Origin of the sequence: Erythrobacter sp. (assembly GCF_011765465.1) — a bacterium.
Lineage (GTDB): Bacteria > Pseudomonadota > Alphaproteobacteria > Sphingomonadales > Sphingomonadaceae > Erythrobacter.
The window spans coordinates 3006996-3032427 of the sequence record NZ_CP050265.1; the positions used below are offsets into that span (position 1 = coordinate 3006996).

Sequence of the window (25432 nt, forward strand, 5' to 3'; positions counted from 1 at the left end):
CAGGCGCCGCGATCGTTGCGAGGAAGTCAGCCGCCCTTCACCTCGGCAATCCAGTTGTCGACCCGCTTTTCCAGCAGTGAAAGCGGGACCGACCCGCCGCCCAGCACGGTGTCGTGGAAGCCGCGAATGTCGAAATCCTCGCCCAACTCCGCCTCGGCACGGGCGCGCAATTGCTGGATGCGGATCATGCCGATCTTGTAGGAGGTCGCCTGTCCCGGCAGCACGAAATAGCGCTGCACCTCGCTGCGCGCGGCGGCTTTGGGTGTGGGGGAGTTTTCCATCGCATAGGCCACGGCCTTTTCCTCGCTCCAGCCCTTGGCGTGGATGCCGGTGTCGACCACCAGCCGGATCGCGCGCCAGATCTCGCTCGAGAGGCGGCCGAACTCGGAATAGGGATCCTGGTAGCCGCCCATCTCCTTGGCGAGCGCCTCGGCATAGAGCGCCCAGCCTTCGCCGAAGGCCGAAATGAAGCCGCCCTGCGACTGGAAGCTCGGCACGCCTTCGAGTTCCTGCGCGATCGAAACCTGCATATGGTGGCCCGGATTGCCCTCGTGATAGGCGATCGCCTCGAGCTCGGTGATGGGCATGGCGGTCATGTCGGACAGGTGCGCGTAGTAGATGCCGGGGCGCGAGCCGTCGGGCGTGCCGGGGCTGTAGTGCTGCGCGGCGCCGTCCTGTTCGCGGAAGGGTTCGACCCGGCGCACCTCAAGCTTCGCCTTAGGCAGGCGACCGAAGAATTCGGGCAGGCGCGCGGTGATCGCAGCGATGTCGGCGGCGGCGCGGTCGATATACATCTGCGCGCCTTCGTCATTGTCGGGGAAGAAGAACTGCGGGTCGGTGCGGGTGAATTCGAAGAAGTCCTGCAGGTCGCCCTCGAAGCCGACCTGGTCCATGATCGCCAGCATTTCTCCGCGGATGCGGGCGACCTCGGAGAGGCCGAGCTGGTGGATTTCCTCCGCGGAGAGGTCGGTCGTGGTCATCGCCTGGAGGCGGGCGGCGTAGAAGGCTTCGCCGTCCGGAAGGGCGCTGGCCCCGCGCGCCGTTTCGTCGGCGTTGGCACGGTCAGCTTCGAACCAGTCGATGACGCGGGCGTAGGCGGGCCGGAATTCCTCGAGCAGCGCGATGCGCGCCTCTTTGCGCAGCTCGCCCGCTCGCGCCTCGGTGATCGCGCCCGCCTCGGTAAGCGCGGCAAGGTGACGCTCCACGCCTTCCCACATGGCCGAAGGCTCGCCCTCATCGAAGGGCGCTCCGCTCGTCAGGTTCTTCGATTCAAGGATCACCGCGTCATAGGCGAAGCGCGGCGGGCGCGTTCCCGCCGCTGCGTTGCGCTGGGCGAGGGCGAGGAGCTGGTCCATTGCCCGGCCGATCCCGCCGATCCGCGCGATGAAGGCTTCCATGTCGCTTTCGGTCTCGACCGCGTGCTGCGTCAGAAGGAAGGTCGGCAGGCCCGACTGCGCCGAGCCCATCTGGTGAAGGATGTAGTCCTGCTTGCGGAACCTCCAATTGCGCTCGGCCTCTTCCAGCCGGAACCGCCACATATCCCACGAAAGCTTGCCCGCGGGCGTCAGCGCGTCGTAATCGAAAGTCGCTTCCATCTCCGCAGTCGCAGCGCGCATCCATTCGAGCTGTTCGAGTTGGGCCGCCTCGCTGAAATCGTCGATCCTGTCGTAGTCGGTCTTGAGCCCCAGCGCGGTCTGCATCATCGGGCTGAAGGCGAGCTGTTCCTCCCACTTCTCCTCGAACCATGCATTAAGGCATTCGGTCTCGCTGGCGGTGCATTCCACGCCCGGCTCCTGGGCGACCGCGTGCTGCGGCGCGGCGAACACGATTGATGCGAGCAACAGGGCTGCGAGAGTGGTCTTCATGCCGGGTATCCTTCCATCCGTCTGCATCGCTGATGCACCATTCGCGCGCCCTTAGGAAGCGGCGGCTGTCGCGAAACTGAAGCACGCGGCCCACGAAAAAGGGCCCCGGCGCGCGGTTGCGCCGGGGCCCGTCGTTCTTCGCGTCCTTGGGAGCGAGGCTTAGAAGCCCATGCCACCCATGCCGCCCATGCCGCCCATGTCGGGCATTGCGGGGGCCGCCGACTTGTCTTCCGGAACCTCGGTGATCGCCGCTTCGGTGGTGATCAGGAGGCCGGCGACCGAAGCCGCGTCCTGCAGCGCCGTGCGCACGACCTTGGTCGGGTCGATGACGCCGGCCTGGACGAGGTTTTCGTAGGTGTCGGTCGCGGCGTTGAAGCCCTGCGTCTCGTCGCCTTCGCGCAGCAGGTTGCCCGAAACGACCGCGCCGTCATGGCCGGCGTTCGCGGCGATCTGGCGCACGGGGGCGAGGATCGCGCGGCGCACGATGTCGATGCCGCGGGTCTGGTCGTCGTTCTCGCCCTTGAGCCCGTCGAGCACCTTCGAGGCGTAGAGCAGCGCGGTGCCGCCGCCCGGGACGATGCCTTCCTCGACCGCCGCGCGGGTCGCGTGGAGCGCGTCGTCGACGCGGTCCTTGCGCTCCTTCACCTCGACTTCGGACGCACCGCCGACCTTGATCACGGCAACGCCGCCGGCGAGCTTGGCAAGGCGCTCCTGGAGCTTTTCCTTGTCGTAGTCGCTGGTCGTGTTCTCGATCTGGGTCTTGATCTCGGCGACGCGCGCCTTGATGTCGTCCTCGCTGCCGGCACCGTCGACGATGGTGGTGTTGTCCTTGTCGATGGTGACGCGCTTGGCTTCACCGAGCATTCCGAGCGTGACGTTCTCGAGCTTGATGCCGAGATCTTCGCTGATCATCTCGCCCTTAGTCAGGATCGCGATGTCCTGCAGCATGGCCTTGCGGCGATCGCCGAAGCCCGGAGCCTTGACGGCTGCGACCTTGAGGCCGCCGCGCAGCTTGTTGACCACGAGCGTGGCGAGTGCCTCGCCCTCGATGTCCTCGGCGATGATGAGCAGCGGACGACCCGACTGCACCGCCGCTTCGAGGATCGGCAGCATAGACTGGAGGTTCGACAGCTTTTTCTCGTGGATGAGGATATACGGGTTATCCAGTTCCACGGTCATCTTGTCGGGGTTGGTGATGAAGTAGGGCGAGAGATACCCGCGGTCGAACTGCATCCCTTCGACGACGTCGAGCTCGAATTCGAGGCCCTTGGCTTCCTCGACGGTGATGACGCCTTCCTTGCCGACCTTTTCCATGGCCTCGGCGATCTTCTCGCCGACTTCCTTGTCGCCATTGGCCGAGATCACGCCGACCTGGGCGATTTCGGAGGAGCCGGAGACGTCCTTCGAACGCTTCTTGAGGTCTTCGGTGACCTTGGCGACGGCGAGATCGATGCCGCGCTTCAAATCCATCGGGTTCATGCCGGCGGCGACCGACTTCATACCTTCGGTCACGATCGCCTGGCCGAGCACGGTCGCGGTCGTGGTGCCGTCACCGGCGAGGTCGTTGGTCTTGCTGGCGACTTCGCGCAGCATCTGCGCGCCCATGTTCTCGAACTTGTCCTTGAGTTCGATTTCCTTGGCGACGGTGACGCCGTCCTTGGTGATGCGCGGCGCGCCGAAGCTCTTGTCGATCACGACATTGCGGCCCTTGGGGCCGAGCGTCACCTTGACCGCGTTGGCGAGCGTGTCGACGCCCTTGAGGATGCGTTCGCGAGCGTCGCGCGAGAATTTCACGTCCTTGGCAGACATTGGTGTTTCTCCTGGATTGCGTGGTTGATTGGGAAAGGGTCAGGGGCGGCCGGTCAGCCGATGATCCCCATGATGTCGCTTTCCTTCATGATCAGCAGGTCTTCGCCGTCGATCTTGACTTCGGTGCCCGACCACTTGCCGAACAGCACGCGGTCGCCGGCCTTCACATCCATCGGGATGCGGTCGCCGTCGTCGTCGCGCGCGCCGTCGCCGACGGCGATGATCTCGCCCTCGCTCGGCTTTTCCTGCGCGCTGTCGGGGATGATGATGCCGCCTGCGGTCTTCTGGTCGGCTTCGATGCGACGGACCACAACGCGGTCGTGCAGCGGACGAAATGCCATAGGTAATGACCTTTCTGCTTGGGTTGGTGTGTCTGTTGGCACTCTCCCCTCGAGAGTGCCAGCGGCGCGCATTTGGTTGCGCGCCCCTGCAGAGTCAAGCGAGGTTCATGAAAAAAATTCACGTGCGCCGCGGGGCGCCTTCCGGTTCAGGCGGGCCGCCGCGTGAGGCCCAGTTTCTCGCGCCTTCCCCAGCGCGCGATCAGCAGGATCGCGGCGCAGGCGAGGCCGCTCGCAAGGCCGACCCACACGCCCCTTTCGGCGAGCGGGGTGAAGAAGCCGAAGAACACCGCCGCGCCGAACCCGGGAACCCAGTAGCTGAAGATCGCGATCCACATCGGCACGCGCGTGTCCTGCAGCCCGCGCAGCGCTCCGGCCGCGACCGCCTGCACCCCGTCGACCAGCTGGAACGCGGCGGCGAGGACGAGGAACTGCAGCGCGAAGCCCACCAGCGTCGCGTTTTCCGGGTCTGCGGGATCGACGAAGATCATCAGCAGCGGCTCGGGGACGAGGATCATCAGGCTCGCGGTGACGCTCATGAAACCCGCGCCCAGCGCCAGCGCGACCCATCCGCTGCGCGCCATGCCGACCGGGTCGCGCGCGCCGTAGAAATAGCCCACACGGATCGTCGCCGCCTGCCCCACGCCGAAGGGCACCTGGAAGGCGAGCGCGGCGATCTGCAACGCGACTATGTGGCCGGCAAGCGCGGCCGCACCGAAACGGCCCATCAGGAAGGCCGCGGCGCTGAACACGCCCGCCTCGGCGGTGACGGTGAGGGCGATCGGCGTGCCGATCAGCACGATCGTTCGCAGCCGCGCCCAGTCGGGCCGCCAGAAGCGGTAGAAGATGTGAAACCGCGCGAGCGCCGGATTGACGAGGATCACGACGACATAGGCCGCGAGCGTCACCAGCGCGGTGATGATCGTCGCCACCGCCGCCCCGACGAGGCCGAGTTCGGGCGCGCCGAGATTGCCGAAGATGAAGGCGTAGTTGGCAAGCGCGTTGACCGGGATGCCGAAGGCGGTGATCGCGGTCGCGACGATCGGCCATCCCAGCGCCGAGACGTAGTTCCTCAGCACGCCCGCGAGCAGCATCGGCACGAGCGAGAAGATGATCACGAGGTTGTAGCTGTTGGCGAGCGCGATGATCTCTGCCTGCTGGCCCGACATCCGCATGACGGGGTCCAGCAGCAGGCACAGGCCCATGCCGATGACGCCGCTCCACACCGCGAGCCACAGCGCCATGCGGGTCGCGCGCCGCACCGGGCGGAAGGAAGGAGAGCGTGCGCCCAATGCCTCCGCAATGAGCGGCGCGACCGCGCCCGTCAGCGCGGTCATCGCCCACAGCACGAGGCCGAAGACCCCTACCGCGAGGCCCGATGCGGCGAGCTGTTCCTCGCCCAGCCGCGCGATGAAGACGACATCGACGATATAGGTCGCCATCTGCAGCAGGTTGGCGAGCGCGAGCGGCGCGGCGAGCAGGCTCGTCGCGCGCAGTTCGCCTCCCCAGCCGGGCGTTTCGAGATGAGCCATGTGCGCCATGAAGCCGGCCCGGATAGGCGCTTGCCGCGGGCGAGGAAAGGCGAAACCGTCCGGGCAAAGGAAAAGGGCGGCGCCGTCTCCGGCACCGCCCTTCCCTGATCTGCAAAAGCAGTTCGAAGCTTACTTGAGCTCGACGGTACCGCCGGCGGCTTCGATCTTGGACTTGACCTCTTCGGCTTCTTCCTTGTTGACGCCTTCCTTGAGCGGCTTCGGCGCGCCTTCGACGAGCGCCTTGGCTTCGGTAAGGCCGAGACCGGTGATGGCGCGGACTTCCTTGATCACCTGGATCTTCTTGCCACCGTCGCCGGTCAGGATGACGTCGAATTCGTCCTTCTCTTCGGCAGCAGCGGCATCGCCGCCGCCACCAGCGGCGGGGCCAGCCACGGCGACCGCAGCAGCGGCGGAAACGCCCCATTCTTCTTCCAGCGCCTTGGCGAGTTCGGCCGCCTCGAGGACGGTGAGCTTCGACAGTTCTTCAACAAGCTTGGCAATATCGGCCATGATGTTTCACTCCAAATTGTGGCGGGGCGTTCCGTTTGCCCCTGATGTTTCGTCTCTTGCGAACAGCGTCTCTCAGGCGTCTTCGGTGGCCGCATAGGCCCCGAACACACGGGCAAGCTTGTTAGCGGGCGCATTGACGACCTGGGCGATCTTCGTCGCCGGGGCGTTGATGAGGCCAACAATCGTGCCGCGCAGCTCGTCGAGGCTGGGCATCGAGGCGAGCGCCTTGACCCCGGCTTCGTCGAGCACCTGCGTGCCCATCGAACCGCCGACGATTTCGAGCTTTTCGTTCGACTTGGCGAAGTCGACGGCGGCCTTGGCGGCCGCGACCGGGTCCTCGGACCAGGCCAGCGCGGTCGGACCCGAGAGGAATTCCTCGAGCCCGACATAGTCGGTGTCCTTCAGGGCGAGCTTGGCGAGACGGTTCTTCGCAACCTTGTAGGACGCACCCGCTTCACGCATCTTGTTGCGCAGTTCGGTGGACTGAGCCACCGTCATGCCGAGGTTGCGGGTGACAACCACCACGCCGACCTCGTTGAAGACCGCGTTGAGCTCGGCGACCGCTTCGGTTTTCTGCGAACGATCCATGCCATACTCCTTCACTAGTGATCGCGCGGGAATGGCTCCCCGCACAACCGGCTCACATTGGCCCGCACCGAATGCCGGCACGGGCTTAAGGTCCGTTGACAAGGGAAGGAGGCGGCGCATTGCGCCAAAGGCCGCCAACAGAAGTGGAGGCCGGTAAATCTCGTTTCCCCGTCTAGGCTGGAAATTAAGACCGGCAAATTCCGGTCACCAACTGTCTCGGACGGATGCCCGGCGCGAAAAGACCCGCCGGACGTGGCGGGCCTTTATAGGGCGGGGCCGGATTGTCAAGCGATCACTCGACCAGCCGGTCGGCCTCTTTCTCCAGTTCGCGGGCGCGCGCGTCGAGCCGGTCGGAATGCTCCTCGAAGACCTGCGCCTCTTCCTCGGTCTGCGCCCCGGCGGCGCGGCGTTCGGCAAGATCGGCATGGTCCGAAGTCGCTTCGGCCTGTTCGTCGATGATGTCCGATCCGGTCTGCTGCGAACAGGCGCCAAGGCTGGCGGTGCAGGCGAGCGAGGCTAGGAGGGAGGGGACGGCAAGGGTCTTCATCGCATATTCCATTGGCTTACGAATGTCTTGCCGTCCCAACGGGTGCGGCCGGGGCGATGTTCCGCGCTTCAGTCCTCGCCAGTCCCGGCCGGGCTGGCATAGGTCAGCAGGTCGCCCGGCTGGCAGTCGAGCTCCCGGCAGATCGCGGCGAGGGTTGAGAACCGGATCGCCTTGGCCTTGCCGGTCTTGAGGATCGACAGGTTGGCGAGGGTCAGGCCGACGCGCTCGGCGAGCTCGGTCAGCGTCATGCGGCGTTCGTGGAGCAGGTCGTCGAGGCGGACCATGATCGCGTCTCCTTCGGTGGGGTCGGTGGCGGGCGGCATCACACGGTCCCCTCGAGATCTTCGCGCATCGCGGCGCCATGCTTGAACACGCGGGCGAGGATGAACAGCAGGACCACCATCAGGATCCCGGTGAAGTCGATCCCGGCATCGATCGTGATGTCCTGGTGTTCGAACTGGTCGGCCCATTTGGCGAGCAGCAGGCCGAGACCGGCGGCGGGCACGGCGAGCAGCTGGATCGCGAGCAGGAGCCACGCCATCAGGTTCAGCCGCCGTGCGTTGTCGGGCACGAAGGGATCGCCTTCGCCGACTGTCGCAATGATCGCGCGCAGCTTGCCGAGGAAGACGAACAGCATGGCGAGCAGGGCGAGCGCGACGAAAAGCAGGCCGATAACCGGCATCATCGGAAGGCCGGTCGCTGTCTCGCCGATTTCCGCCGCGATCTCGGCATTGATCGCGTCGCGTGCGAACAGGAGAACGGGCAGGGCGATCACCACCGCAGCGGCGCCGATCGCCACGAATATCTGCATGATCACCGCGAGGACCTGCCCTGCGAGCAGCAGGAGGTCGTTGGGTCTGTCTTTCATCATCTGTCTGCTCCCGGCGTCAGGCAAGTTCGGGCATGGGCTGGCCCGCCGGGGCGGCAAGGCTCAGGGCGACGGGCTCCGGGACGACGGTGATCGCCGTGATCGAGCCGAGCGTGAGAAGAAGCGCCGCGCAGGCGGCGAGCGAATGGGAGAGGGTGTTGGTCATATCGATCTCCTTGAAAGGGCATATCGAGTTTCGATAATTCCGATCTAGGAGCGATTCGATTTATTGTCAAACAATAATATTGAAAAGCAATATGCCGCTTATCGTTTTTCGCTGCGATCCGCCATTCCCGGCGCGCGGTGCTTCCGGCATGATGGCCGTGACGACGGCGAAATTTCCTGCTCGGCGCGCCTTGCCCTCGAGCTCGGCTTGACCGTTGCGGGGGCGCTCTTTATATCGCCGCTCGTGCCCGCTTCGAGCAAGGCCGATTCATGCGCGGGGATCGGTTCGAGGAATGGAAGCGGCGGCCACCGATATTCGCGACGCTCAGAACGGCTGCACCCGGCCTCCCGCAAGGGATGAGGCATGGTGCGGCTTCTTTTGCGTCCGCGACGGGCCTGCACCGATGACACCCGCCCGAACCGAGCGAATCACACCCGCGCGCGTCCATGCGTTCGCGCGCCGACAAAGAAGAGGCACATCTCCTCCATGGCAACCAAGGCGAAGGCTCCCACCACGGGCAAGAACCTCTCCCGCAAGGCACAGGGCACCGCGAAAAAGCGGATCCGCAAGATCTTCGGCGACATCCATGAAGTCGTCGATATGCCCAACCTGATCGAGGTCCAGCGCGAGAGCTACGAGTTCTTCCTGCGCTCCGACCCCTCGGTTGGATACGTCTCGGGCCTCGAAAAGACCCTGCGCTCCGTCTTCCCGATCCGCGACTTCGCCGGCACGGCCGAACTCGACTTCGTCCATTACGAACTCGAGGAACCCAAGTACGACACGACCGAATGTCGCCAGCGCGGCATCACCTATGCCGCGCCGATGAAGGTGACGCTGCGCCTGATCGTGTTCGAAGTCGACCAGGAGACCGAGACCCGCTCCGTCCTCGATATCAAGGAGCAGGACGTCTACATGGGCGATATGCCGCTCATGACCGAGAACGGCACCTTCATCATCAACGGCACCGAGCGCGTCATCGTCTCGCAGATGCACCGTTCGCCCGGCGTGCTGTTCGACCATGACCGCGGCAAGACCCATTCCTCGGGCAAGCTGCTGTTCGCCGCGCGGGTCATTCCCTATCGCGGGTCGTGGCTCGATTTCGAATTCGACGCCAAGGACATCGTCAACGTGCGCATCGACAGGAAGCGCAAGCTTCCGGTGACCGCGCTGCTCTATGCGCTCGGCCTCGATAGCGAGGAAATCCTCCATTATTTCTACGACACGGTGACCTGGGAGCGCGCCAAGGACGGCTGGAAGATTCCTTTCGTCGCCGAACAGTGGCGCGGGTCCAAGCCGACTTTCCCGCTGGTCGATGCGAAGACCGGCGAGGAAGTCTTCCCCGCCGGCCAGAAGATTTCCCCGCGCGCCGCGAACAAGGCGGCCAAGGACGGCCTTGCCGAACTGCTCCTCCCGACCGAGGAAATCGTCAGCCGCTACGCCGCACGCGACATGATCGACGAGGCGACGGGCCGCATCTACATCGAGGCGGGCGACGAGGTGACGCTCGAGCACATCGAGACGCTCGATGCCGCCGGGATCGACACGGTCGAACTGCTCGACATCGACGAGATCAACACCGGACCGTGGATCCGCAACACGCTCAAGGCCGACAAGGCCGAGAACCGCGACGAGGGTCTCGAGGCGATCTACAAGGTGATGCGCCCGGGCGAACCGCCGACCAAGGAAACGGCCGAAGCTCTGTTCGAGGGCCTTTTCTTCGATTCCGAACGCTATGACCTGTCGGCCGTGGGCCGGGTGAAGCTCAATATGCGCCTCGGCCTCGACGCCGAAGACACGGTGACGACCCTGCGCAAGGAAGACATCCTCGCCGTGGTCAAGGAGCTTGTCGGCCTCAAGGACGGCAAGGGCGAAGTCGACGACATCGACAACCTCGGTAACCGCCGTGTGCGTTCGGTCGGCGAACTGCTCGAAAACCAGTACCGCGTCGGCCTGCTGCGCATGGAACGCGCGGTGAAGGAGCGTATGAGCTCGGTCGACGTGTCGACCGTGATGCCGAACGACCTCATCAACGCCAAGCCGGCCGTTGCCGCGGTGCGCGAGTTCTTCGGTTCCTCGCAGCTTTCGCAGTTCATGGACCAGACCAACCCGCTTTCCGAAGTCACCCACAAGCGCCGCGTCTCGGCGCTCGGCCCGGGCGGCCTCACGCGTGAGCGCGCAGGCTTCGAAGTGCGCGACGTCCACCCGACGCACTATGGCCGCATCTGCCCGATCGAAACGCCGGAAGGCCCGAACATCGGCCTCATCAACTCGCTGGCAAGCTTTAGCCGGGTGAACAAGTACGGCTTCATCGAAACCCCCTATCGCAAGGTCGTCGACGGCAAGGTGACGAGCGAGGTGATCTACCTCTCCGCGATGGAAGAGCAGAAGCACACCGTCGCGCAGGCATCGGCCGAGCTCAATGAGGACGGCAGCTTCGTCGAGGAACTCGTCTCCGCGCGCCATGCGGGCGACAACCTGATGGCGCCGCGCGACCAGATCACGCTGATGGACGTGAGCCCCAAGCAGCTCGTCTCGGTCGCGGCTTCGCTGATTCCCTTCCTCGAGAACGACGACGCCAACCGCGCGCTGATGGGCTCGAATATGCAGCGCCAGGCGGTGCCGCTGGTCAAGGCCGAAGCGCCGTGGGTCGGCACGGGCATGGAAGAAACCGTGGCGCGCGATTCCGGCGCGGCGATCGCGGCCAAGCGCGGCGGGATCGTCGACCAGGTCGACGCGACCCGTATCGTCATCCGCGCGATCGGCGATGTCGAACCCGGCCAGTCGGGCGTCGACATCTACACGCTGCAGAAGTTCCAGCGTTCGAACCAGAATACCTGCATCAACCAGCGTCCCCTGGTGAAGGTGGGCGAGGTGATCGAGGCCGGCGACATCATCGCCGACGGCCCCTCGACCGATCTCGGCGAACTGGCGCTGGGCAAGAACAGCCTCGTCGCCTTCATGCCGTGGAACGGCTACAACTACGAGGACTCGATCCTGATCTCCGAGCGCATCGTGAAGGACGACGTGTTCACCTCGATCCACATCGAGGAATTCGAGGTCATGGCCCGCGACACCAAGCTCGGGCCGGAGGACATCACCCGCGACATCCCCAATGTCGGTGAGGAAGCGCTGCGCAACCTCGACGAGGCGGGCATCGTCTACATCGGCGCGGAAGTGCACCCGGGCGACATCCTCGTCGGCAAGATCACGCCCAAGGGCGAAAGCCCGATGACGCCGGAGGAAAAGCTCCTGCGCGCGATCTTCGGCGAAAAGGCGAGCGACGTGCGCGACACCTCGCTGCGCCTGCCGCCGGGCGTGGCCGGCACGGTGGTCGAGGTCCGGGTGTTCAACCGCCACGGGATCGAGATCGACGACCGTACCCGTGCGATCCAGAACGAGGAAATCGAACGCCTGCGCAAGGACGCGGCGGACGAGCGCAACATCCTGAACCGGGCGACCTACAACCGCTTGAAGGATATGCTGCTCGGCCAGACCGCCAGCGCGGCTCCCAAGGGCGTGAAGAAGGGCGTCGAGATCACCGAGGAGGTGCTCGAGGAAGTCGATCGCCACGAATGGTTCAAGTTCGCGGTCGCCGACGACAATCGCCAGGCGCAGATCGAAGCGGTGAAGTCGCAATACGACGAAGCCGTGGCGCTGATCGATGCCAAGTTCGAGGACCGCAAGGAAAAGCTCGAACGCGGCGACGAACTCGCCCCGGGCGTGCTCAAGATGGTCAAGGTTTTCGTCGCGGTGAAGCGCAAGCTGCAGCCGGGCGACAAGATGGCCGGTCGTCACGGGAACAAGGGTGTGATTTCGCGCATCCTGCCGGTCGAGGATATGCCGTTCCTCGAGGACGGGACTCCGGTCGACCTCGTGCTCAACCCGCTGGGCGTGCCTTCGCGCATGAACGTCGGGCAGATCTTCGAGACGCATCTCGGCTTCGCCGCGCGCGGGCTGGGGATGCAGATCAGGGACGAGCTCGAGAAGTGGCGCGCGGAGAACCCGAACGCCGAGGAAGACTATGCGAATGCCAAGCCCCCGCAGGCGGTCGTCGACCGGCTGAAGGACGTCTATGGCGAGAGCTATGTCGAGGACATCGAGAGCCGTTCGGTCGAGCAGATCGTCGAACTCGCGGGCAACCTGACCGCAGGCGTTCCGATGGGGACTCCGGTCTTCGACGGCGCGCGCGAGCCGGACGTGGCGGATATGCTGGTGAAGGCCGGGATCGATGCCTCGGGCCAGTCGGTGCTTTATGACGGACGTACGGGCGAAGCGTTCGACCGCAAGGTGACCGTGGGCATCATCTATATGCTGAAGCTCCACCACCTCGTCGACGACAAGATCCACGCGCGTTCGATCGGCCCCTACTCGCTCGTCACCCAGCAGCCGCTGGGCGGCAAGGCGCAGTTCGGCGGCCAGCGCTTCGGGGAGATGGAGGTCTGGGCGCTCCAGGCCTACGGCGCGGCCTATACCTTGCAGGAAATGCTGACGGTGAAGTCCGACGACGTGGTCGGCCGCACCAAGGTCTATGAAGCGATCGTCAAGGGCGACGACACCTTCGAGGCGGGCATTCCGGAGAGCTTCAACGTGCTCGTCAAGGAAATGCGCTCGCTGGGTCTGAATGTCGAACTGAAGTCGCTCTCGGACGACGAGGATGACGACGGCGAGATGCTGGAGGCGGCGGAGTAAGCGATGCGCTTGTTCGGCAAGGAACTCAATGAGAGCGTCACTGTCTCTCGCGCCAGAATTTTGGCGATTGCGACGGTCACGCTCCCATTCATGGGACTTCTCCTCGCCAACCACGCCGATAGCGATTGGTTGAGCATCGCCGGACTTCTCATCGCCGCGATCGGATTGTTTTTAATGGGATGTGCATTTCTCTCGATGAGCCAAAAAGATGGCGAATGGACGAAGAGCGGCACCCAAACCCCCAACGGGAACTAAGTCATGAACGAACTGACAAAATTCACCAACCAGCTCGCGAAGCCGGAAACCTTCGACCAGATCCAGATCGGCATCGCCTCGCCCGAGCGCATCCGGTCCTGGTCCTTCGGCGAGATCAAGAAGCCCGAGACGATCAACTATCGCACGTTCAAGCCCGAGCGTGATGGCCTCTTCTGTGCGCGCATCTTCGGTCCGGTTAAGGACTACGAGTGCCTGTGCGGCAAGTACAAGCGCATGAAGTACAAGGGCGTCGTCTGCGAAAAGTGCGGCGTCGAAGTGACCGTGACCAAGGTCCGCCGCGAGCGCATGGGCCACATCGAACTGGCAGCGCCCGTCGCGCATATCTGGTTCCTGAAGTCGCTGCCGAGCCGCATCGGCCTGCTGCTCGATATGCAGCTCAAGCAGCTCGAGCGTATCCTCTATTTCGAAAGCTACGTCGTGATCGAGCCGGGCCTCACCCCGCTTGAGAAGTACCAGCTTCTGACCGAGGATGAACTGCTCGAAGCGCAGGACGAATATGGCGAGGACGCGTTCAGTGCCGATATCGGCGCCGAGGCCGTCAAGACCATGCTCATGGACCTCGACCTCGAACAGGAGCGCGAGGACCTTCTCGAAGAGCTGGCCACCACCAAGTCGGCGCTCAAGCCCAAGAAGATCATCAAGCGGCTGAAGGTCGTCGAAAGCTTCATCGAATCCGGCAATCGCCCGGAATGGATGATCCTCGAGGTTATCCCGGTCATCCCGCCGGAACTGCGCCCGCTTGTCCCGCTCGACGGTGGCCGCTTCGCGACATCCGATCTCAACGATCTATACCGCCGCGTCATCAACCGCAACAACCGCCTGAAGCGCCTGATTGAACTGCGCGCGCCCGACATCATCGTGCGCAACGAAAAGCGGATGCTGCAGGAAGCGGTCGACGCGCTGTTCGACAATGGCCGCCGCGGCCGCGTCATCACCGGGGCGAACAAGCGCCCGCTGAAGTCGCTGTCCGACATGCTCAAGGGCAAGCAGGGCCGCTTCCGCCAGAACCTGCTCGGCAAGCGCGTCGACTATTCGGGCCGTTCGGTCATCGTGACCGGCCCCGAACTCAAGCTGCACCAGTGCGGCCTGCCCAAGAAGATGGCGCTCGAGCTGTTCAAGCCGTTCATCTACGCCCGCCTCGATGCCAAGGGTCTGTCGATGACCCTCAAGCAGGCGAAGAAGTGGGTCGAGAAGGAGCGCAAGGAAGTCTGGGACATCCTCGACGAGGTCATCCGCGAGCACCCGGTGCTGCTCAACCGCGCGCCGACGCTCCACCGTCTCGGCATCCAGGCATTCGAGCCTGTGCTGATCGAGGGCAAGGCGATCCAGCTTCACCCGCTGGTCTGCTCGGCCTTCAACGCGGACTTCGACGGCGACCAGATGGCGGTCCACGTGCCGCTCAGCCTCGAAGCCCAGCTCGAAGCGCGCGTGCTCATGATGAGCACCAACAACATCCTCTCGCCCGCCAACGGCAAGCCGATCATCGTGCCCTCGCAGGACATGGTGCTGGGCCTCTACTACCTGTCGATGGAGCGACAGGAGAAGACGCCTGAATTCATCGAGGAAGAGGACGGGACGAAGGTCGAGAAGCTGCCGCGCTTCTCCGACATGGCCGAAGTGCACCAGGCGCTCGAGGTCAAGTCGGTTACGCTGCACACCAAGATCATCGCCCGCGTGCCGCAGGCCGACGAGGACGGCAATGTCGTGATGAAGCGTTTCGTCACCACGCCGGGCCGGATGCTGATCGGGGAATGCCTGCCGAAGAGCCACAAGGTGCCCTTCGACATCGTCAACCGCCTGCTGACCAAGCGCGAGATCGGCGACGTCATCGACCAGGTCTATCGCCACACCGGGCAGAAAGACACGGTGCTGTTCGCCGACGCGATCATGAGCCTCGGCTTCCGTCACGCCTTCAAGGCGGGCATCAGCTTCGGCAAGGACGACATGATCATCCCCGAGGCGAAGGAGAAGCTGGTCGAGGAGACCAAGGAACTCGTCGCCGGGTACGAACAGCAGTACCAGGACGGGCTCATCACCCAGCAGGAAAAGTACAACAAGGTGATCGACGCCTGGAGCCGCTGCGGCGACCAGGTTGCCGAGGCAATGATGGAGCGGATCAAGGCCACCCCGATCGACGAGGACGGGCGCGAGGCCGAGATCAACTCGATCTACATGATGAGCCATTCGGGCGCGCGCGGCTCGCCCGCCCAGATGAAGCAGCTTGCCGGGATGCGCGGCCTCATGGCCAAGCCTTCGGGCGAGATCATCGAAAACCCGATCATCTCGAACTTCAAGGAAGGTCTCAACGTCCTTGAATACTTCAACTCGACACACGGGGCGCGCAAGGGGCTTGCCGACACCGCGCTCAAGACGGCGAACTCGGGCTACCTGACGCGTCGTCTCGTCGACGTTTCGCAGGACTGCACGATCGTCGAGACCGACTGCAAGACCGAGAACGCGCTCGAAATGCGCGCGATCGTGCAGGGCGGCTCGGTGATCGCCTCGCTCGGCGAGCGCATCCTCGGCCGCACGGTTGCCGAAGACATCGTCAACGCGGCCACCGGCGAAGTCATCGTCAAGGCCGGCACGCTGATCGACGAGCCGATGGTCAAGGACATCGAGGCCGCCGAAGTGCAGTCGGCCAAGATCCGCTCGCCACTGGTGTGCGAGGCGGAGCAGGGCGTCTGCGCGACCTGCTACGGGCGCGACCTTGCCCGCGGCACGCCGGTGAACATCGGCGAAGCCGTCGGCGTCATCGCGGCGCAGTCGATCGGCGAGCCGGGCACGCAGCTGACCATGCGGACCTTCCACATCGGCGGCGCGGCGCAGCTCAACGAGACCTCGCACCTCGAGGCGATCTCGGACGGGCGCGTCGAACTGCGCGATATGCCGACCATCACCGACAAGAAGGGCCGCATCCTCAGCCTCGCCCGCAATGGCGAGATCGCGGTGATCGACGCCGAGGGGCGCGAGCGCGAGATGCACAAGGTTCCTTACGGGACCGTGCTGCACTTCAAGCATGGCGACCAGGTCAAGGAAGGCGACCGGCTGGCGGAGTGGGATCCGTTCACCCTGCCGATCATCACCGAATATTCGGGCGTCGTGCATTACAAGGATCTCGTCGAAGGGACCACGCTCGAGGAGCAGACCGACGATGCGACCGGCATCGCCCAGCGTGTCGTGACCGAGAACCGGGCCACGGGCCGCAAGAAGAAGGAAGATCTGCGCCCGCGCCTTACCCTTCTCGGCGAAGGCCAGACCGACGACGGCGAGACCGAGGCGCAGCGCTATATGCTGGCCCCTGGCACGACGCTCTCGGTCGAGGACGGCCAGACGGTAGAGGCGGGCGACATCCTTGCCCGTGCGAGCCGCGAGGCTGCCAAGACCCGCGACATCACCGGCGGTCTGCCGCGGGTGGCGGAGCTGTTCGAGGCGCGTCTGCCCAAGGACAACGCGATCATCGCCAAGATTTCGGGCAAGATCGAATTCGTCCGCGAGTACAAGGCCAAGCGCAAGATCGCGATTGTCCCGGAGGAGGGTGATCCGGTGGAATACCTGATCCCCAAGACCAAGGTGATCGACGTGCAGGAAGGCGACTTCGTGAAGAAGGGGGACACCCTCATTTCCGGCTCGCCCAACCCGCACGACATCCTCGAGGTGCTGGGCGTCGAGGCGCTGGCCGAATATCTCGTCAACGAGATTCAGGAAGTCTATCGTCTCCAGGGCGTGAAGATCAACGACAAGCACATCGAGGTGATCGTTCGCCAGATGCTGCAGAAGGTCGAGATCACCGAAGGCGGCGACACCACGCTGCTGCCGGGCGAACAGGTCGACCTCGCCGAAATGCTCGAGATCAACGCCAAGCTTCCCAAGGGCAAGCAGCCGGCGGAAGGCAAGCCGGTCCTGCTCGGCATCACCAAGGCGTCGCTGCAGACCCGCAGCTTCATTTCGGCCGCATCCTTCCAGGAGACGACCCGCGTGCTTACCCAGGCTTCGGTCGAGGGCAAGAAGGACACGCTGATCGGCCTCAAGGAGAACGTGATCGTGGGCCGTCTCATCCCCGCCGGGACCGGCGCAGCGATGAACCGGATGCGCGTCACCGCCTCCAGCCGCGACGCGGCGCTCAAGGCGGCCTGGAAGAAGCAGCAGGAAGCGCTTGCTGCAGCGGGCGCCGTCGAGGAAGAGCCTGAAGCCGATGCGGTTCCCAGCGAGGAAGCGATGAAGGCTGCGATGGGCGGCGGTTCCCCGGAGGCTTCGGCCGAAGAATAAGCTCGGCGTTCCGGACCGCCGGGGCTGCCGGCTCGAACGAAAGACCCCGCCCGAAGCATTGCGCTTCGGGCGGGGTTTTTGTTGACCTTGTTCATTCATCCGCCGTCCAAGGGAGTGAGACAATTTGCGATTGCAAATCACTCGCAAAAATGTCAGGAGTGAGTCGATTGAGATGGAGAAAAGAGTTCATGGCCCAGCACCGCACCCCCACCGCAAGGACACAGGCCCTCATCGATCAGCTCGCCCGGCCCGTCCGGCTCGATGCGCAGGGCCCCTTTGCCGCACGCTTCATCTATTCGCTCCGGCTCATAGCGGCCCATGAACGGGTGCGGCGCGATCCCGTGCCTGAACTCACTTTGCGGCTCGGCGGGGTCGAGATCGCGGCCAAGGCGCTCGCGCTCTCGCAGGCCATTGCCGCTAGCTGGCCCGAAAACGTCCAGGTATCGCGTTTCTGCTGCTGCCACCTCACCCATGACGAGGCCACGATCGCCGCCATGCTCGAAGCGGCGGCGGGTTGCGACCGGGACGGCTTCGTTGCGAGCCTCGCGGGGCTCGTCCGTCCCGAGAGGATCGACCGCCTCTGGGACGGAACGCTGGCGCTGCTTTCCGCCGAAATGCGCGCCGCCTGACTATCCGGTCGGGTAAGAGCGCTCAATCGCTTGCCGCACGCGACACCTCGCTTTACCGCGAGCGGCATGACCACCGCCCGCTTCGCTCCCTCTCCGACCGGCCGCCTGCACGTCGGCAATATCCGCACTGCGCTCCACAACTGGATGCTGGCGAAGCGGGCCGGCGGCAGCTTCATCCTCAGGATCGACGACACCGACGCGCAGCGCAGTCGCGAGGAATTCGTCGACGCGATCCGCGAGGATCTCGCCTGGCTCGGGCTCGACTGGGACCGCGAGGAACGCCAGTCGCAACGGCTCGATCGCTATGAGGCCGCCTTCGACGCGCTAAGGGCGGCAGGGCGGATCTATCCCGCCTACGAGACGGCGCAGGAACTCGAACTGAAGCGCAAGATCCAGCTCGGCCGCGGCCTCCCCCCGGTCTATGACCGCGCGGCGTTGTCGCTGACCGATGACGAGCGCGCCGCGAAAGAAGCGGAGGGGATCGTCCCGCATTGGCGCTTCCGGCTCGATCATGACGAGCCGATTACATGGGAAGACGGCATCCGGGGGACTCAGAAATTCGACCCAGCCCTGCTGTCGGACCCGGTCATCCGCCGCGCCGACGGATCATGGCTTTATATGCTGCCGAGCACGGTGGACGATATCGACATGGGCGTGACGCAGGTCCTGCGCGGGGAGGACCATGTTTCGAATACTGCCGTTCAGATTCAGATGTTTACCGCACTTCATGCTGCAGAATTTGCTGCGCAGCATGATGCAGCAAAAAACGTTCCCGATTTCGCCCACGAAGCGCTCCTGGTGAGCAAGGAAGGCAAGCTCTCCAAGCGGCTTGGCTCGCTCGGCTGTGATGCCTTCCGCGAGCGGGGGATCGAGCCGGAGGCGATCATAGCCCTGCTCGCGCGGCTCGGCACGTCGCTTCCCGTCGAGCCTGTTGCGGACCGCGCGGCATTGATGGAAAGTTTCGACCTGACGACCTTCGGCCGTGCCCCTGCGAAGTTCGACGAGGCCGAGCTCGACCGGATCAACACCGCCATCGTCCACCAGATGCCGTTCGACGCGGTCAAGGAGCGGCTGCCCGCCGGGATGGACGAGACCGGCTGGCACGCCGTTCGCCCAAACGTGAAAACCGTGGCCGAGGCCGAGGAATGGTGGCGGCTCGTCACCGGGCCCATCGACCGGCCGGCTTTCCTCGATGAAGACCGGGCCTATCTCGCCGAGGCGGCACGGACGCTCGAATGGGGCGATGACCCTTGGGGCGCGCTGACCTCCGCGCTGAAGGAGGCGACGGGCCGCAAGGGCAAGGCACTGTTCCTGCCGCTGCGGCAGGCGCTGACCGGCATGGACCATGGCCCCGACATGGGCGAACTGCTCCCCCTCATCGGCGAGGACGAGGCGCGGGCGCGGCTTGAGCTTGCGGCGGGCGCCTAGTCCGCTCTACGGGTAGTCCAAGAAGGCTTTTCGCCGCCCTGTGCTTGACAAGGGGCCTGGCTTTTTCGGCCTCATCCGCGCCTATGACTGACCCCGACAGACGTCTGGTTTCGAGTGCGAAAGCGAAGGAGCACGGGGCGGCGATGAGGGGAGACTGGTTCTCCGGTCCAGATGCCCCCTAACCCCCATGCCGCTCCAGCTCGTCGCCCGACAGCGTCACGATATGCAGCAGGTTGGTCGCCCCCGGCGTTCCGAACGGCACGCCGGCAAGCGCGATCAGCTTCGACCCTGCCTGTCCGAATCCGTGGCGCAGGGCCATGCGGCGGCCCTTGCCGATCATTTCCTCGAAACTGCCGATGTCCTTCGTCGCCACCGCGTGCGCGCCCCATAGAAGGCCGAGCCGACGGGCGGTGCGCATCGAGGGGGTCAGGACCAGCATCGGCGTGGCGGGCCGTTCGCGCGCCACGCGGCGGGCGGTCGCGCCGGAGGAGGTGAAGACGGTGATCGCGCTGATCGGAACGGTGTCGGCGATGGTCATGCAGGCATGGGCGAGCGCATCCGACGTGGTCGCATCGGGCAGCGTCTCGAGGAAGCGCACCCTCTCCACGTAGCCTTCGTCGCGTTCGACCTGGCCCGCGATCCGGTCCATCATCGCGACCGATTCCTCGGGCCATTCGCCCGCCGCGCTTTCAGCGGAAAGCATCACCGCGTCGGCCCCGTCATAGACCGCGTTCGCCACGTCGGAGACTTCCGCGCGTGTCGGCATCGGGCTCTCGATCATCGATTCGAGCATCTGCGTCGCGACGATCACCGGCTTGCCCGCGACCCGGCTCGCGTTGACGATGCGTTTCTGCAGCGGGGGAACTTCGAAGGGTTCGAGTTCGACCCCGAGATCGCCGCGCGCGACCATGATGCCGTCGGACAGCTCGATGATCTCGGAAAGCCGCTTCACCGCCTGCGGCTTCTCGATCTTGGCGCACAGCGCGCCCCCGCGGCCCATCAGCTTGCGCGCCTCGGCGATGTCCTCGGGTCGCTGGACAAAGGAGAGCGCGACCCAGTCCGCCCCTTGCTCCATCGCGAAGGCCAGGTCCTTGCGATCCTTTTCGGTCAGCGCCGGGATCGGCACCTCGGCATCGGGCACGTTGACGCCCTTGCGGTCGGAGATGACCCCGCCGACTTCGGCCGAGCAGCGGATCTCGTTCTCGTCCGCCTCGCGCACGACGAGGCGGATCTTGCCGTCGTTGATGAGCAGGCGCTGGCCGCGTTCGAGGATCCCGAAAAGTTCGGGGTGGGGCAGGCACACCCGGCTCGCATCGCCCGGCGTCGGGTCGCGGTCGAGCGTGAAATGGCTGCCGTGCCGGATCACCGCTTCGCCGCCCTTGAAAGTGCCGACCCGCAGTTTCGGGCCCTGTAGGTCGGCGAGGATCGCGATGGGCCGCGTGAATTCCTTTTCCAGCGCGCGGATCGCCCGGATCGCTTTCGCGTGGTCGTCGTGACTGCCGTGGCTCATGTTGAGGCGGAAGGCATCGGCCCCGGAGCGGAACAGGCGGCGGAGCATTTCGGGCGAACGGCTCGCCGGGCCGATCGTCGCCAGAATCTTGACCTTGCGACCGCGCGGGTCGATCCTTGCCTGATCGCGTTTCGCCATGGGGCACGCCTATGGCACAGCAGTTTTGCAACTCAAGGAAAAGCCACGATGAGCGACGAAATCGACCCGCTGGACGCACTCGACGACGCGGCGGCGGCCGCCGCCTTTCGCCGGCTGGTGCGGCACCTGCGCCACCGCCACGACGCGCAGAACATCGAATTGATGGGGCTTGCGGGCTTCTGCCGCAATTGCCTTGCCGACTGGATCCGCGATGCGGGGTTCGACGGCGACAAGGCGGCCGCGCGCGAACTCATCCACGGAATGCCGATGGACGAATGGAAGGCGACCCGGCAGAGCGAGGCGACGCCCGAACAGATCGCCGCAATGCAGGCGAGCGTGGCGAAGAACGCGCCCGACACGCGCTAGGCGAATTATCCCCGCCCTTTCTCCCGACTTGTGGAAAGCGGCCTTTGCGCGCCTGATTGGCTTTGCCTATCCGGTGGCCTGAAACGATTCTCACCCGAACCGGAGACCTCACGAAAATGGCCGAAGCCACCGACGACCGCCTGCGCCTGCTGATCGAGCGCATCGAACGCCTCGAGGAAGAGAAGAAGGGCATCGCCGACGACATCCGCGATGTCTATGCCGAGGCAAAGGCGGTCGGTTACGACACCAAGATCATGCGCCAGATCATTCGCCTGCGGAAGATGAAGCCGGACGACCGCTCCGAACAGGAGACGATCCTCGAAACCTACAAGGCCGCGCTCGGCATGGGTTGATCTTTCGTCGGGTCGATGCGTGCGGGTCGTCGCTGGGCGGCCCCGCCCGGTCGGCCCCGGCGGAACACCAGCGCGGAGCGCCTCATTGATCCTGCAAACCGCAAAGGAAAGGCAGGATCATGACCCAGCAACAGCAAGGCAGCAGCCAGGCGACCTTCATCGAACCCATCGCCGAGGAACCGGACCTTCCCGGCCACGAAAGCGCGCTCGAGCGCAAGCCCGAATGGCAGCCGCGTTATCCCGGCTCCGGGCGGATGAAGGACAAGGTAGCGATCGTCACCGGCGGTGACAGCGGCATCGGGCGGGCGACCGCGGTGCTCTTCGCGCGCGAAGGCGCGGACATCGCAATCTCCTATCTCGAGGAACACGACGACGCGACAAAGACGAAAGAGCTGTGCGAGGCGGAAGGGGCCGAGGTGCTCACGATCGCGGGCGATCTCGGCGCGCCGGGCGAGGCGCAGAAACTGGTCGATGCGGTGATGGAACGCTTCAGCAGGATCGACAGCGTCATCCAGATCGCGGGTGAGCAGCATCCCGACTACGACGTGACCGACATCACGCCCGAACAATTGCAGCGCACCTTCCAGTCGAACATCTTTTCCATGTTCTACGTTGCGCAGGCCGCCCGTCCGCATCTCAAGGAGGGCGCCACCATCGTCAATTGCACCAGCGTGACGATGTACAAGGGCGCGCCGATCCTGCTCGACTATTCGGCGACGAAGGGCGCGATCACGGCCTTCACCCGCTCGCTTTCCGGCAACCTCGTCGATGACGGCATTCGCGTGAACGCGGTCGCGCCGGGGCCGATCTGGACCCCGCTCAACCCCTGCGGCGGGATGCCGGAAGAGGAGATGGACGACTGGGGCACTGGCGTGCCCATGGGCCGCCCGGGCGAGCCGAACGAGGTCGCGCCCGCCTTCCTGTTCCTCGCCTGCGAGGATTCCTCCTACATGAGCGGACAAGTGCTCCACCCCAATGGCGGAAGCGTGGTGAGCGGCTGACTTGTGGGGCTTCGTGTATTGTGCGAATAACACACACGCCCCAGCCACAAGGAGACAGGATTCATGCCAGGCGAATGGAAGGACGCGCGCGGCGTCATTGTCACGACCACCCCGACGATCGAGGGCAAGCCGATCCAGGATTACAAGGGCATCGTCGTGGGCGAGGTGATCGTCGGCGCGAACCTGTTCCGCGACCTCTTCGCCAATATCCGCGACATCGTCGGCGGGCGTTCGGGCAGCTACGAGCGCATCCTGCAGCAGGCGCGCGACGAAGCGATCGAGGAACTGCAGGCCGAGGCGGCGAGCCGCGGCGCGAATGCCGTGGTCGGGATCGATCTCGATTACGAGGTGATCGGCGACACCGGCTCCATGCTGATGGTGAGCGCGAGCGGGACCGCGGTGAAGGTCTGACCCTTCAGCCCCCCGGCGCGAGCGAGAGCGCGAGCAGCGCCATGCCGACCGCAAAGCCGTTATGCGCCGCGTGGAGCAGGATCGACCAAGCGAGTCCGCACTGCACGCGGACATAGCCTGCCATCGTCCCGAGCACGAATTGCGGGACCAGCAGCGGCAGCAGGATGACGAGCGCGCCTTCCTCGTAATTGACGAGGTGGACCAGCGCGAAGGCGATGGCGCTGGCCCAGAAGAACCAGCCGAAACGGCGTTCGAACATCGGCAGCCGCGGGGCTTTTCGCAGCAGCACAAGCAGCGCGATCGCGAGGACGAGACAGGCGAAGGCCGCGATCGGCCCGGCGAGGCCCTCTCCCGGTCCGGACAGGACGAGCACGCCGACCCCCGCCGCGACCCACAGCAGCGCTACAATCGTTCCCGGTCGGCCCGACAGCCAGCTGCGGAACGCGACTTCCTCCAGCACCGGGGCTATGACCACGAACAGCAGGATTGTCCCCGCATTCAGCTCCAGCGTCGAATTGAGGTTCTGGGGAAATGCGATGCCCGCCGCTTCGGCGGAAATCAGCGCGAGACCGAAGGCGAGGATGAAGGCAAGGTCGAGCAGGTAGAGCCGCCCCACGATCCGCGCCGAAACGGCGGCGCTTGCAAACCGCTCGGGCAGCGCCGGACGCCGCAGGAACGCGAACAGCCGCGCCCATTGCCCACGCAGGCTAGGCGCGAGGATCTCGCCCGCGCGGCCACTTGTGATTTCACCCGTCATGCGGCTAATGGGCCCCCAGAACTCAACACCCGCTCATTCAACACCCGCTGATGAAGAGTCCCCATGGCAGGCCATTCCAAATTCAAGAACATCATGCACCGCAAGGGTGCACAGGACAAGAAACGTTCCAATCTGTTTTCAAAGCTTTCGCGTGAAATCACCGTGGCCGCTAAGATGGGCGCGCCCGATCCCGACATGAACCCGCGCCTGCGCCTTGCGGTGAACAACGCCAAGGCGCAGTCCATGCCCAAGGACAATATCCAGCGCGCGATCGACAAGGCATCGGGCGGGGACGACGAGAATTACGAGGAAGTGCGCTACGAAGGCTACGGCCCCGGCGGCAGTGCGATCATCGTAGAGGCGCTGACCGACAACCGCAACCGCACCGCGACCAACGTGCGCACCTGCTTCGCCAAGAACGGCGGCAATCTCGGCACCGAAGGCTCGGTCCAGCACGGCTTCGAACGGCTCGGCCTCATTGAATACCCCGCTTCGGCAGGCGACGAGGAGAAGGTGCTCGAAGCGGCGATGGAGGCGGGCGCGCTCGATATCGAGAGCGGCGAAGACGGGCACACGATCTGGACCGCGGCGGACGACCTCCACCAGGTCGCGGGCGACCTCGAAAAGGCGCTGGGCGAGGCGGAGAACGTCAAGCTCGCGTGGAAGCCCAACATCACGGTGCAGCTCGACGAGGGCCATGCCGGCACGCTGTTGAAGCTGATCGACGCTCTCGACGATGATGACGACGTGCAGACCGTGTGGGGCAATTACGAGATACCCGACGAGGTGATGGAGAAGCTCGGGGCGTGAGCCGCCTCGAGTGGCTCTTCGCGCTCGCGCTCGGGGCCGCCTTCCTGACGGCTTTCCTGTGGCGGGTCGGCTTGCGCTTCGGACTCGAATGACGGCGGGGCGGGCGTGATCATCCTCGGCCTCGATCCCTCGCTGTCCTGCACCGGGTGGGGCGTGATCCGCAGCGACGGCGCGCGGCTCGTCCACGTGGCGAACGGGCAGGTGCCGAGCGACAGCGCCGCGCCGATGGCCGAACGCCTCGCCGCCCTACAGTGCGCTATCGCCGCCGTGATCGCCGAGCACCGGCCCGACCGCGCGGCCTGCGAGGAGGTCTTCGTCAACAAGAACCCGCAATCGACATTGAAGCTCGCGCAGGCCCGCGGCGCGGTGCTCGCGGCGTGCGGGGCAGCTGGCCTGACGGTGCGCGAACACGCGGCGCGCCGGGTCAAGCAGTCGGTCGTGGGCACGGGCGGGGCGGACAAGGCACAGGTCCAGGCGATGCTGGGGGTGCTGCTGCCCGGTGCGGCGATCGCCGGGGCCGATGCGGCGGATGCGCTCGCGGTCGCCATTGCCGACGCGCACGCAAGATGAGG

At 65.1% G+C, this 25432-nt stretch carries 23 protein-coding genes; 11 read left to right on the top strand and 12 right to left on the bottom strand.

The features are described 5' to 3' along the window. Positions 1–26 precede the first annotated feature (26 nt). The 10 genes from G9473_RS14565 to G9473_RS14610 all read right to left on the bottom strand — a co-directional run bounded on the left by G9473_RS14565 (position 27) and on the right by G9473_RS14610 (position 8223). On the bottom strand, positions 27–1865 hold the full coding sequence (locus G9473_RS14565; RefSeq protein WP_291134288.1) for a DUF885 family protein: 1839 nt from the start codon (positions 1863–1865) through the stop codon (positions 27–29). A gap of 159 nt (positions 1866–2024) precedes the next feature. Next, positions 2025–3674, bottom strand: coding sequence for a chaperonin GroEL (gene groL, locus G9473_RS14570; RefSeq protein WP_291134290.1), 1650 nt, complete (start codon positions 3672–3674; stop codon positions 2025–2027). Positions 3675–3727: 53 nt separating this feature from the next. Next, positions 3728–4015: a co-chaperone GroES gene (gene groES, locus G9473_RS14575; RefSeq protein WP_034906569.1), complete on the bottom strand. Its 288-nt coding sequence runs from the start codon at positions 4013–4015 to the stop codon at positions 3728–3730. A 146-nt stretch (positions 4016–4161) separates the two neighbouring features. Further along, complete coding sequence (locus G9473_RS14580) at positions 4162–5553, bottom strand: MATE family efflux transporter (RefSeq protein ID WP_291134295.1); 1392 nt, start codon at positions 5551–5553, stop codon at positions 4162–4164. A gap of 120 nt (positions 5554–5673) precedes the next feature. Further along, positions 5674–6054 (bottom strand): 50S ribosomal protein L7/L12, encoded by a 381-nt coding sequence (gene rplL, locus G9473_RS14585; RefSeq protein WP_291134297.1) that lies wholly within the window; start codon positions 6052–6054, stop codon positions 5674–5676. A gap of 72 nt (positions 6055–6126) precedes the next feature. Then, a complete protein-coding gene (rplJ, locus tag G9473_RS14590) occupies positions 6127–6642 on the bottom strand; it encodes a 50S ribosomal protein L10 (RefSeq protein WP_291134300.1) in 516 nt (171 codons plus the stop codon). A gap of 292 nt (positions 6643–6934) precedes the next feature. Continuing rightward, complete coding sequence (locus G9473_RS14595) at positions 6935–7189, bottom strand: hypothetical protein (RefSeq protein WP_291134302.1); 255 nt, start codon at positions 7187–7189, stop codon at positions 6935–6937. A gap of 68 nt (positions 7190–7257) precedes the next feature. After that, positions 7258–7512, bottom strand: a complete 255-nt coding sequence (locus G9473_RS14600) for a helix-turn-helix transcriptional regulator (RefSeq protein WP_291134304.1) — start codon at positions 7510–7512, stop codon at positions 7258–7260. Further along, on the bottom strand, positions 7512–8060 hold the full coding sequence (locus G9473_RS14605) for a DUF2975 domain-containing protein (protein ID WP_291134305.1): 549 nt from the start codon (positions 8058–8060) through the stop codon (positions 7512–7514). The genes G9473_RS14600 and G9473_RS14605 overlap by 1 nt, the downstream gene beginning before the upstream one ends. 16 nt (positions 8061–8076) lie before the next feature. Then, positions 8077–8223 carry a hypothetical protein gene (locus G9473_RS14610; protein WP_291134308.1) on the bottom strand — a complete coding sequence of 49 codons (147 nt, stop codon included), beginning with the start codon at positions 8221–8223 and terminating at the stop codon, positions 8077–8079. A 486-nt stretch (positions 8224–8709) separates the two neighbouring features. Between G9473_RS14610 and rpoB the strand changes: the two genes are divergently transcribed. From rpoB to gltX, 5 genes are all read left to right on the top strand, one after another. Next, positions 8710–12912, top strand: a complete 4203-nt coding sequence (gene rpoB, locus G9473_RS14615; protein ID WP_291134310.1) for a DNA-directed RNA polymerase subunit beta — start codon at positions 8710–8712, stop codon at positions 12910–12912. A 3-nt stretch (positions 12913–12915) separates the two neighbouring features. Continuing rightward, positions 12916–13167, top strand: coding sequence for a hypothetical protein (locus tag G9473_RS14620; RefSeq protein ID WP_291134312.1), 252 nt, complete (start codon positions 12916–12918; stop codon positions 13165–13167). Between the two features lie 3 nt (positions 13168–13170). Continuing rightward, entirely contained in the window at positions 13171–17457 is a 4287-nt protein-coding gene (gene rpoC, locus G9473_RS14625) for a DNA-directed RNA polymerase subunit beta' (protein ID WP_291134313.1), read from the top strand. A gap of 188 nt (positions 17458–17645) precedes the next feature. After that, positions 17646–18086, top strand: a complete 441-nt coding sequence (locus G9473_RS14630) for a DNA-directed RNA polymerase subunit beta' (protein WP_291134314.1) — start codon at positions 17646–17648, stop codon at positions 18084–18086. A 66-nt stretch (positions 18087–18152) separates the two neighbouring features. Continuing rightward, the gene (gene gltX / locus G9473_RS14635; protein WP_291134316.1) at positions 18153–19514 is read left to right on the top strand and encodes a glutamate--tRNA ligase; all 1362 of its coding nucleotides are present in this window, start codon (positions 18153–18155) and stop codon (positions 19512–19514) included. Between the two features lie 178 nt (positions 19515–19692). On the opposite strand, the gene pyk is transcribed toward gltX, so the two are convergent. Continuing rightward, on the bottom strand, positions 19693–21162 hold the full coding sequence (gene pyk / locus G9473_RS14640) for a pyruvate kinase (RefSeq protein WP_291134317.1): 1470 nt from the start codon (positions 21160–21162) through the stop codon (positions 19693–19695). A 48-nt stretch (positions 21163–21210) separates the two neighbouring features. On the opposite strand from pyk, the gene G9473_RS14645 reads away from it, so the two are divergent. From G9473_RS14645 to G9473_RS14660, 4 genes are all read left to right on the top strand, one after another. Further along, positions 21211–21528, top strand: a complete 318-nt coding sequence (locus G9473_RS14645; RefSeq protein ID WP_291134319.1) for a DUF1244 domain-containing protein — start codon at positions 21211–21213, stop codon at positions 21526–21528. Positions 21529–21644: 116 nt separating this feature from the next. After that, entirely contained in the window at positions 21645–21881 is a 237-nt protein-coding gene (locus G9473_RS14650; protein WP_034906602.1) for a DUF2312 domain-containing protein, read from the top strand. Positions 21882–22000: 119 nt separating this feature from the next. Further along, positions 22001–22882 carry an SDR family oxidoreductase gene (locus tag G9473_RS14655; RefSeq protein ID WP_291134323.1) on the top strand — a complete coding sequence of 294 codons (882 nt, stop codon included), beginning with the start codon at positions 22001–22003 and terminating at the stop codon, positions 22880–22882. A gap of 63 nt (positions 22883–22945) precedes the next feature. Next, positions 22946–23293 carry a heavy metal-binding domain-containing protein gene (locus tag G9473_RS14660; protein ID WP_291134326.1) on the top strand — a complete coding sequence of 116 codons (348 nt, stop codon included), beginning with the start codon at positions 22946–22948 and terminating at the stop codon, positions 23291–23293. Positions 23294–23297: 4 nt separating this feature from the next. Here the strand turns inward: G9473_RS14660 and G9473_RS14665 are convergent, their stop codons facing one another. Next, a complete protein-coding gene (locus G9473_RS14665) occupies positions 23298–24050 on the bottom strand; it encodes a CPBP family glutamic-type intramembrane protease (protein WP_291134328.1) in 753 nt (250 codons plus the stop codon). Positions 24051–24113: 63 nt separating this feature from the next. On the opposite strand from G9473_RS14665, the gene G9473_RS14670 reads away from it, so the two are divergent. Continuing rightward, positions 24114–24860, top strand: a complete 747-nt coding sequence (locus tag G9473_RS14670; RefSeq protein ID WP_291134330.1) for a YebC/PmpR family DNA-binding transcriptional regulator — start codon at positions 24114–24116, stop codon at positions 24858–24860. 105 nt (positions 24861–24965) lie between these two features. After that, on the top strand, positions 24966–25430 hold the full coding sequence (gene ruvC / locus G9473_RS14675; protein WP_291134333.1) for a crossover junction endodeoxyribonuclease RuvC: 465 nt from the start codon (positions 24966–24968) through the stop codon (positions 25428–25430). Positions 25431–25432: the final 2 nt, after the last annotated feature.

Excerpts from the sequence above, each read along its gene's own strand:
- G9473_RS14565 (WP_291134288.1), bottom strand. The coding sequence starts at position 1,865 with ATGAAGACCACTCTCGCAGCCCTGTTGCTCGCATCAATCGTGTTCGCC.
- groL (WP_291134290.1), bottom strand. The coding sequence starts at position 3,674 with ATGTCTGCCAAGGACGTGAAATTCTCGCGCGACGCTCGCGAACGCATC.
- groES (WP_034906569.1), bottom strand. The coding sequence starts at position 4,015 with ATGGCATTTCGTCCGCTGCACGACCGCGTTGTGGTCCGTCGCATCGAA.
- G9473_RS14580 (WP_291134295.1), bottom strand. The coding sequence starts at position 5,553 with ATGGCGCACATGGCTCATCTCGAAACGCCCGGCTGGGGAGGCGAACTG.
- rplL (WP_291134297.1), bottom strand. The coding sequence starts at position 6,054 with ATGGCCGATATTGCCAAGCTTGTTGAAGAACTGTCGAAGCTCACCGTC.
- rplJ (WP_291134300.1), bottom strand. The coding sequence starts at position 6,642 with ATGGATCGTTCGCAGAAAACCGAAGCGGTCGCCGAGCTCAACGCGGTC.
- G9473_RS14595 (WP_291134302.1), bottom strand. The coding sequence starts at position 7,189 with ATGAAGACCCTTGCCGTCCCCTCCCTCCTAGCCTCGCTCGCCTGCACC.
- G9473_RS14600 (WP_291134304.1), bottom strand. The coding sequence starts at position 7,512 with ATGCCGCCCGCCACCGACCCCACCGAAGGAGACGCGATCATGGTCCGC.
- G9473_RS14605 (WP_291134305.1), bottom strand. The coding sequence starts at position 8,060 with ATGATGAAAGACAGACCCAACGACCTCCTGCTGCTCGCAGGGCAGGTC.
- G9473_RS14610 (WP_291134308.1), bottom strand. The coding sequence starts at position 8,223 with ATGACCAACACCCTCTCCCATTCGCTCGCCGCCTGCGCGGCGCTTCTT.
- rpoB (WP_291134310.1), top strand. The coding sequence starts at position 8,710 with ATGGCAACCAAGGCGAAGGCTCCCACCACGGGCAAGAACCTCTCCCGC.
- G9473_RS14620 (WP_291134312.1), top strand. The coding sequence starts at position 12,916 with ATGCGCTTGTTCGGCAAGGAACTCAATGAGAGCGTCACTGTCTCTCGC.
- rpoC (WP_291134313.1), top strand. The coding sequence starts at position 13,171 with ATGAACGAACTGACAAAATTCACCAACCAGCTCGCGAAGCCGGAAACC.
- G9473_RS14630 (WP_291134314.1), top strand. The coding sequence starts at position 17,646 with ATGGCCCAGCACCGCACCCCCACCGCAAGGACACAGGCCCTCATCGAT.
- gltX (WP_291134316.1), top strand. The coding sequence starts at position 18,153 with ATGACCACCGCCCGCTTCGCTCCCTCTCCGACCGGCCGCCTGCACGTC.
- pyk (WP_291134317.1), bottom strand. The coding sequence starts at position 21,162 with ATGGCGAAACGCGATCAGGCAAGGATCGACCCGCGCGGTCGCAAGGTC.
- G9473_RS14645 (WP_291134319.1), top strand. The coding sequence starts at position 21,211 with ATGAGCGACGAAATCGACCCGCTGGACGCACTCGACGACGCGGCGGCG.
- G9473_RS14650 (WP_034906602.1), top strand. The coding sequence starts at position 21,645 with ATGGCCGAAGCCACCGACGACCGCCTGCGCCTGCTGATCGAGCGCATC.
- G9473_RS14655 (WP_291134323.1), top strand. The coding sequence starts at position 22,001 with ATGACCCAGCAACAGCAAGGCAGCAGCCAGGCGACCTTCATCGAACCC.
- G9473_RS14660 (WP_291134326.1), top strand. The coding sequence starts at position 22,946 with ATGCCAGGCGAATGGAAGGACGCGCGCGGCGTCATTGTCACGACCACC.
- G9473_RS14665 (WP_291134328.1), bottom strand. The coding sequence starts at position 24,050 with ATGACGGGTGAAATCACAAGTGGCCGCGCGGGCGAGATCCTCGCGCCT.
- G9473_RS14670 (WP_291134330.1), top strand. The coding sequence starts at position 24,114 with ATGGCAGGCCATTCCAAATTCAAGAACATCATGCACCGCAAGGGTGCA.